Origin of the sequence: Pararhizobium antarcticum, assembly GCF_001885585.1 — a bacterium.
GTDB lineage: Bacteria > Pseudomonadota > Alphaproteobacteria > Rhizobiales > Rhizobiaceae > Pararhizobium > Pararhizobium antarcticum.
This window is the reverse complement of sequence record NZ_LSRP01000158.1, coordinates 1-5,900: the sequence shown is the minus strand read 5'-3', so window position 1 is coordinate 5,900 and position 5,900 is coordinate 1. Positions and strand designations below refer to the sequence as shown.

7 protein-coding genes are annotated in these 5,900 nt (G+C 57.5%); 2 read left to right on the top strand and 5 right to left on the bottom strand.

What is annotated here, in order from left to right:
- Nucleotides 1-570: 570 nt before the first annotated feature.
- The 3 genes from AX760_RS26025 to AX760_RS26015 all read right to left on the bottom strand — a co-directional run bounded on the left by AX760_RS26025 (nucleotide 571) and on the right by AX760_RS26015 (nucleotide 3,416).
- Nucleotides 571-1,392, bottom strand: a complete 822-nt coding sequence (locus tag AX760_RS26025) for a CPBP family intramembrane glutamic endopeptidase (RefSeq protein ID WP_071835917.1) — start codon at nucleotides 1,390-1,392, stop codon at nucleotides 571-573.
- A complete protein-coding gene (locus AX760_RS26020; protein ID WP_071835916.1) occupies nucleotides 1,382-2,137 on the bottom strand; it encodes a MipA/OmpV family protein in 756 nt (251 codons plus the stop codon). Before AX760_RS26020 ends, AX760_RS26025 begins: the two co-directional genes overlap by 11 nt.
- Before the next feature lie 130 nt (nucleotides 2,138-2,267).
- Nucleotides 2,268-3,416, bottom strand: coding sequence for a helix-turn-helix domain-containing protein (locus AX760_RS26015; RefSeq protein WP_071835915.1), 1,149 nt, complete (start codon nucleotides 3,414-3,416; stop codon nucleotides 2,268-2,270).
- A gap of 160 nt (nucleotides 3,417-3,576) precedes the next feature.
- Here AX760_RS26015 and AX760_RS26010 point away from each other — a divergent pair, with 160 nt between their 5' ends.
- Together AX760_RS26010 and AX760_RS26005 are read left to right on the top strand one after the other, a co-directional pair.
- The gene (locus AX760_RS26010; RefSeq protein WP_071835914.1) at nucleotides 3,577-4,293 is read left to right on the top strand and encodes an IS6 family transposase; all 717 of its coding nucleotides are present in this window, start codon (nucleotides 3,577-3,579) and stop codon (nucleotides 4,291-4,293) included.
- Between the two features lie 47 nt (nucleotides 4,294-4,340).
- On the top strand, nucleotides 4,341-4,877 hold the full coding sequence (locus AX760_RS26005; RefSeq protein ID WP_245295110.1) for an SCO family protein: 537 nt from the start codon (nucleotides 4,341-4,343) through the stop codon (nucleotides 4,875-4,877).
- A 227-nt stretch (nucleotides 4,878-5,104) separates the two neighbouring features.
- Here the strand turns inward: AX760_RS26005 and AX760_RS26000 are convergent, their stop codons facing one another.
- Nucleotides 5,105-5,398 carry a type II toxin-antitoxin system RelE/ParE family toxin gene (locus AX760_RS26000; protein ID WP_071835912.1) on the bottom strand — a complete coding sequence of 98 codons (294 nt, stop codon included), beginning with the start codon at nucleotides 5,396-5,398 and terminating at the stop codon, nucleotides 5,105-5,107.
- A complete protein-coding gene (locus AX760_RS25995) occupies nucleotides 5,395-5,637 on the bottom strand; it encodes a type II toxin-antitoxin system ParD family antitoxin (protein WP_071835911.1) in 243 nt (80 codons plus the stop codon). The genes AX760_RS26000 and AX760_RS25995 overlap by 4 nt, the downstream gene beginning before the upstream one ends.
- Nucleotides 5,638-5,900 lie beyond the last annotated feature (263 nt).

The window sequence follows — 5,900 nt, the reverse complement described above, 5'->3', positions numbered from 1 at the left end:
GAATCATAAGCCCCATGCCCCGTGGTGCGCGCGCGCCGCGGATACGTGCGTCGCCGGTCGTCAAGCCCGACGCTTGAACGGAGATCAAAACCTCACCGGGGCCGGGTGTAGGCTGAGGCGCACTTTCGATCGAGACGACAGAGGGCGGGCCGTAGCGGCGGCAGATCGCAGTTTTCACGCAAAGGAACCCTTTTGATGCATGAGCGCTTTATCCATTCGTTGATCTCGAAGGTGGGCTAGAGCGGCAAGAGCCAAGGTTGAAGGCGATTGAAGACGAATGTCCGGTGGGGTCATAGTCAGTTGCCTGAATAAGCCCTTCGGGCGATGAGGTAGGCATGCTCAATCAACGCATCTGCTTTCCATTTCGAAGCCAGGGCAAAACTGCCGCCTGACGAGGCATCCCTGTGTGTGTGTTACGCAAACCCTTCAACGACGCCATAGATGACCACCTTGTAAATTTACTGGTTCACGCACCACCGCCTACACAAGGGCTAGGCAGAGCCCAACGTGGCGGAAAAGCCGGGCTCGGCACCCGCACCAGGATAACAAACGCAAGACAGTGATCTCACGCTATCCCAGCCCGCCCAGCACGACAAAGAGGACCGCGCCAATCAAGATCACACCCTCCACCCCGTGCAAAAACACCGCAGGCCAAATCGACCGCAGATATTGCGACGGAAGGCTGTAGGCCAGACAGGTAATGACCATCGTTGGCCAAACGGCAGCCTTATGAACATGGTAGCTGCCGAAAGCGATGCCGTTCGCAAGCCAAGCCCAGCGACCGAACGCGCCTTCCATTCTCGGCAGCAGAATGCCGTGGAAGAAAAGGGCCTCGCCAAGCACATAGTTGAATAGGCAGGAGACGAGGGCCATCCATAGAATCCACCAGTTCCCCGCGTTTGCGGGCGTCGCCAGATCCGTGATGTCGCCATATTGGGGCCGCATCCACCCGGGAAGATAGACGGCGAAAAGCGCGTCGAGCCAGTCGAAAAACACCTCGCTGGCAAGCACAAAAGCCGCGCCCAGAGTGAGCACCACCCAAAGTGCGTGCCATGATGCCCTGCCTGATATTGGGTCTTGCGGTGGCACAAGCCATAGGCTTTTGCGAAGTTCCGGCCAAGTCCAGCGCTGACCCTCGTAGACCAGAACCGCCACAGATACAACGAACTGCCAGGCCATCCCGACAATAATTGTAGCCCAGAAGATCAGACCCGGGTTCAGCGTCGGATAGCGATCAATCAGGATCGGGGCCAGCCCCAGCGACAACCCTGCCATCGGCAGAACTACGACAAGCCACAGCCCGATGAGACCTGCTGCCGACCAATTCGGCGCGCCGTGCATGTGGTAAGATGATTGCGGCGGGAACACCATTGCAACCTGTTCAGACGTCATAGCGGACCCCGATCATGGCAGACACCAACGTATCGCGCTTGACGATCGGGCTGGCGGTCACGCTGTTGGGCAGCAACGCGGCTGAGACAGCACCCAACAATGTGTTATTTTCGCTAAGCGCAAATGTCGCCTCGACCCCGATGGACGGGCTGGAGGCTTCCTTTACCCTGTAGGCCGAAATCCCGCCGCCAGCCCCGGACGGTTGCAGGCCGTAGGTGTAGGTGGCAAGTTTCTGGTCCCTCAAAGCCGCCCCGCAGCGCGCGCCGAAGCCAAAACGGTCGGACAGGTTAAACATCTTGCCAACTGAGGCCGTGATGGCCATTCCGTCATGGGTGTCCGACAAGTCCTTCAGCGTCTCAAGACCCAGCTCGAACTGGGCATAGGCCAGCGTGGCAGCCAGACCAACCTCGATCGCGATATCCTTCTCCAGCCGTTCAATCCCGGCAACCTCGGTTGGGTCAGCTGAGACAAAGCGTGGCGCCAGCCGGGCCAACAGGCCAAAGCCGTCGATATCGAATACATCATAGGTGGGGCCCGAGGTGCCAATACTGAAACGCTCGCCCTCGATCAGGAGATCGGGGACACCAACCACCGGCTCGCCCTTGTCTAACGGAGAGGTCGTTGCACCGGCATAAAGGCGAACAGAGTAGCGAAGCCCTTCCGCTTGGCCGGCAATGGGGGTGAGAAGTACGCTGCCAAGCAGGATGGCTGTGCCAAAGCCGCGGTGAAACGTGTCGAGAGGCATCTTTGGTATCCTTGGATTGCAAGCGCCAGAAACCGAACGCCGGCAACCCTTGGCAGATTGGTGCGGGTAATGCGTCCGGTCCCGCAGGTTCGGACGCCGGAACGTCCGGACAGGAAGGCGCGGACAGGGCCTAGCCGTTCCGCATTTCGGTCGGTGACAAACCCCGGTGCTTGCGCACTGCCACGTTGAAGGTCGAGCGCGAATTGAATCCCACCTCCAGTGCGATGTCGGTCACGCTAAGGTTGGTGTCACGCAGCAGCGCTTCGGCGTCGGCGACGCGGAAACCATTAACGAAATCGAAGAAGCTGACCCCGAGATGCTCGTTCAATGTCTGCGAGATATAGTTCGGACTTGCCCCCACTCTTTCGGCCAATCCGCGCAAGGAAAGAGCGGGGTCGCGGTGCAGGGACTGGTTGCGCATCAACTGCTGCATCCGATCGCCAAGCTTTCGCATCCGGTCGACATCCAGTGCCGAGCGTGCATATTTCCCAACCGCTTCGATTTCTGGTCCGGGCAAGGCGGCGACATCTGCTGCAAGCAGGACCGGGCGCTGGCGGATACCGAAATAGGCCAGAAGACTGACCCAGGTTAAAGTGATGACGGCGTCCACCGCATCCAGCCAGCCGTCCTCTAGCATCACTTGCTCAAGGACTCCCTGCAGTGCAGCCCAGCCCCACGCGAACACGATCAGTATCATCACTCCCCGTAGCCATGCCAGCGTCCGGTCCTCGATCGAGGAGAGGAGCTTGCTTAGCCGCCGGAGGTTCTCGTCCAGCGCCAACCAGCAGGCGACCAGAAAGCCGAAAGTCAGCACCAAAAAGGTCAGTTGCGTCGTGCTGATTAAGGCTCCGGCCAGAAGCGCCTGATCACTGTCTGCAATTGGGGCGTTGGTTAGTATGTCGAACAGCATCTGCCGTGGCAGTGTGAGAAAACCGCCCAGAAGCATCAGCGCGATGCCTTGTGGCGCCCCAATACACAGCAGGATTCGGCGGGCGGATAGGGCCTTGCCGGTCACTGTCAGAACGTACAGATAGATTGCAGGGCCATAGGCAAAGGTCACCGGCAACTCCATCCCGCCGATCCAGACCACCCGCGGGTAGCGGCCCCAAAGCCCAACCAACTCGGCAAAGTTGTCAAACGCTGCGACCCCTAGAAACAGCGCCAGTCCCCAACCGACTCGGCGCTGCCGCCTGTCGCCGAGCACTGAAAGCGCACCGAAAAGTGCTATGGCAAACGCCATTGTCCTGAGCGAAATCGCCAGGATGTCGATCAGGTACATGATTAGCTATCCAGGTCGGGTACTGTGAAATGGGTCTCGCTTGTATCGGCCTCCAATAGCGGCACGGCATGGGCGGGGCAAGTCAGAGATGCAGCGCAGAATAGTCAATATGGCACTGTAACGTTAACTGGCCCTCGATTTACGTGTGCGATTTTGCGGTATGACTCAAGCCGTTCGTAATCCCCTTTATCGCCGCCACAGGTTTCCGGCTGAAGTGATTGCTCATGCCGTCTGGCTGTATTTCCGGTTTCCGCTCAGATTTCGAATGGTTGAAGATCTGCTGGCGGCGCGTGGGATCACCGTCTCGCATCAGACCGTACGCTTTTGGGCCGAGAAATTTGGTCGGCACTTTGCAAATGACATCCGGCGCCGCGCCGCCGGGCGGCTCGGCGACAAGTGGCACCTCGATGAGGTCGTCATCTCCATTGGCGGGGGAAAACACTGGCTCTGGCGGGCTGTCGATCAGGATGGCTTCGTTCTCGACGTGCTGGTGCAGAGCCGCCGCAATACCAAGGCCGCCAAACGTCTGGTGCGAAAGCTTCTGAAAGCACAGTGGCACGCGCCGAGAGTCATGATTACCGACAAGCTGCGGTCCTACGGCGCTGCAAAGCGCAACATCATGCCCGGTGTTGAACATCGATCCCACAAAGGCCTGAATAGCCGGGCGGAAAATTCTCATCAACCAACACGACGGCGAGAGCGGATCATGAAGGGCTTCAAGTCAGCCCGGCATCTTCAGCGTTTCGTCTCAATTCATGATCCTGTCGCCAATCTCTTCCACGTTCCACGCCACGATATCCCGTCCGACCATCACCGCGAACTGAGAACCGCAGCCATGCTGTTGTGGAATGAAGTCGCATGCCTGCAGGCCGCATGAGCAAAAGCGGAGGATGAAATTCTTGACCGCTGCTCGTTAAGTTTACAGTGCCGTCGATCCTTATCGGAATAATGGTGTGGGTTGGTTTTGATAGCCCGCGCCGAGGACCATTCGACATCGCCGTTTCGCTTTTGGACGACCGGGGCAATCCTGTCGACCAGTCGCTGTTCAAAGGCAGCCCGTCACTGGTTTACTTTGGCTACACCCATTGCCCGGAAGTGCGCCCGACAACCTTGTTCGAGGTGGCTGGCTACCTGAACGAACTCGGTCCCGAAGGCGCACCCCTCAAAAGCTACTTCTTCACGGTGGACCCCGAGCGCGATACGCCTGAGTTGATGCACGGTTACGTCAATGCCTTTACCGACAGGATCACCGGCATCACGGGCAAGTCTGAAGAAATGCGCAAAGTGATCGACGGCTGGATGGTCCACGCCGCCAAGCTGCCCAGCTCGGATGGCGATTATCACATGAGCCACACCATGTCGCTGCTGCTTATCGGCGCGGATGGCAGGCTGAAGGGATTGCTGCCCTACGGTGCTGACCAGGACGAGGCGCTGAAAACAATCCGAAGAACGCTGCTTTAAAGACGGCAGTTCCGCGGCTCGCCGATCTCCCACAGCCTTCAATGAGAGTTGACCAATGCTAGAAGATGCACTTGCATTGCGCCAATGACAGATATCGCCGAGTTACGCCCAAAAAGTTATAAACTCTGTGCTGGGGGCTTCAGGACTCTGACGCTCTTTTCGTGCTTGAGCGCCTTGAACCAATTCGAACCTAAGGCACACAAAACCCCACAGCTCCATCCGTGGCGCTACATTGAAATACTTGCCCAATCTTCATGCCCGTGGCGAATTCGCACTACGAAAATTTTCTCATCGTCTTCAACCCGATAGACGATGAGATGTGCTTTGAAGGGATGAATTCTGACGTGCGGTTCGATCTCATTCCGTTCGCGTGCGATGCGTGGATTAGCAGCTATCAGATCAAATATTGCGAAAAGTTCATCGTGGTAGCGTTTTGCCTGGTCTACTCCGAACATACGGGCACCCTGCTCAGCGATGGCAATGATGTCTTCTTCCGCCTCGACAGAAAGCTTAAAACTCATGACTTGCTGGCACGAGCCATCGCCTCAGCAAAGAGTTCATCCTTTGATCGAATGCCAACGCCACTTTGGAGCCCGGCCTCGACGAAACTTTGCATGGCGGCAATCTTGTCGTTTCGTGTCTGGTCGCGTCTGATCAGGTCGCGCACGTAGTCGCTAGCGTTCGAATATCGTCCAGTCCTGGCCTGCGCCTCCACCCAATCCTTCATCGGGTCTGGAAGAGATACGTTCATTGTCGCCATCGGAAACCTCCATTTGAAGGGATTATATCCGATTTTGGCAAAGTTTGTCAAACATCCCACATCTGTATAGATCAGAACAGTCCCCCCATTCTCTCTGACGGTGGGATAACGCCCATTTATGGAACTTAAAGCTTGAGATGAGAGCGGCGGTGCAAAAGTCGGCCACGGTAGCGGCGGAATAGTCCGGCTGCGGGCGGAGTAAAATCCGGCCACCTATTTCTCTTCTGCGACGAATGCAGGAGGGCTTGGGGATCTACACCGTG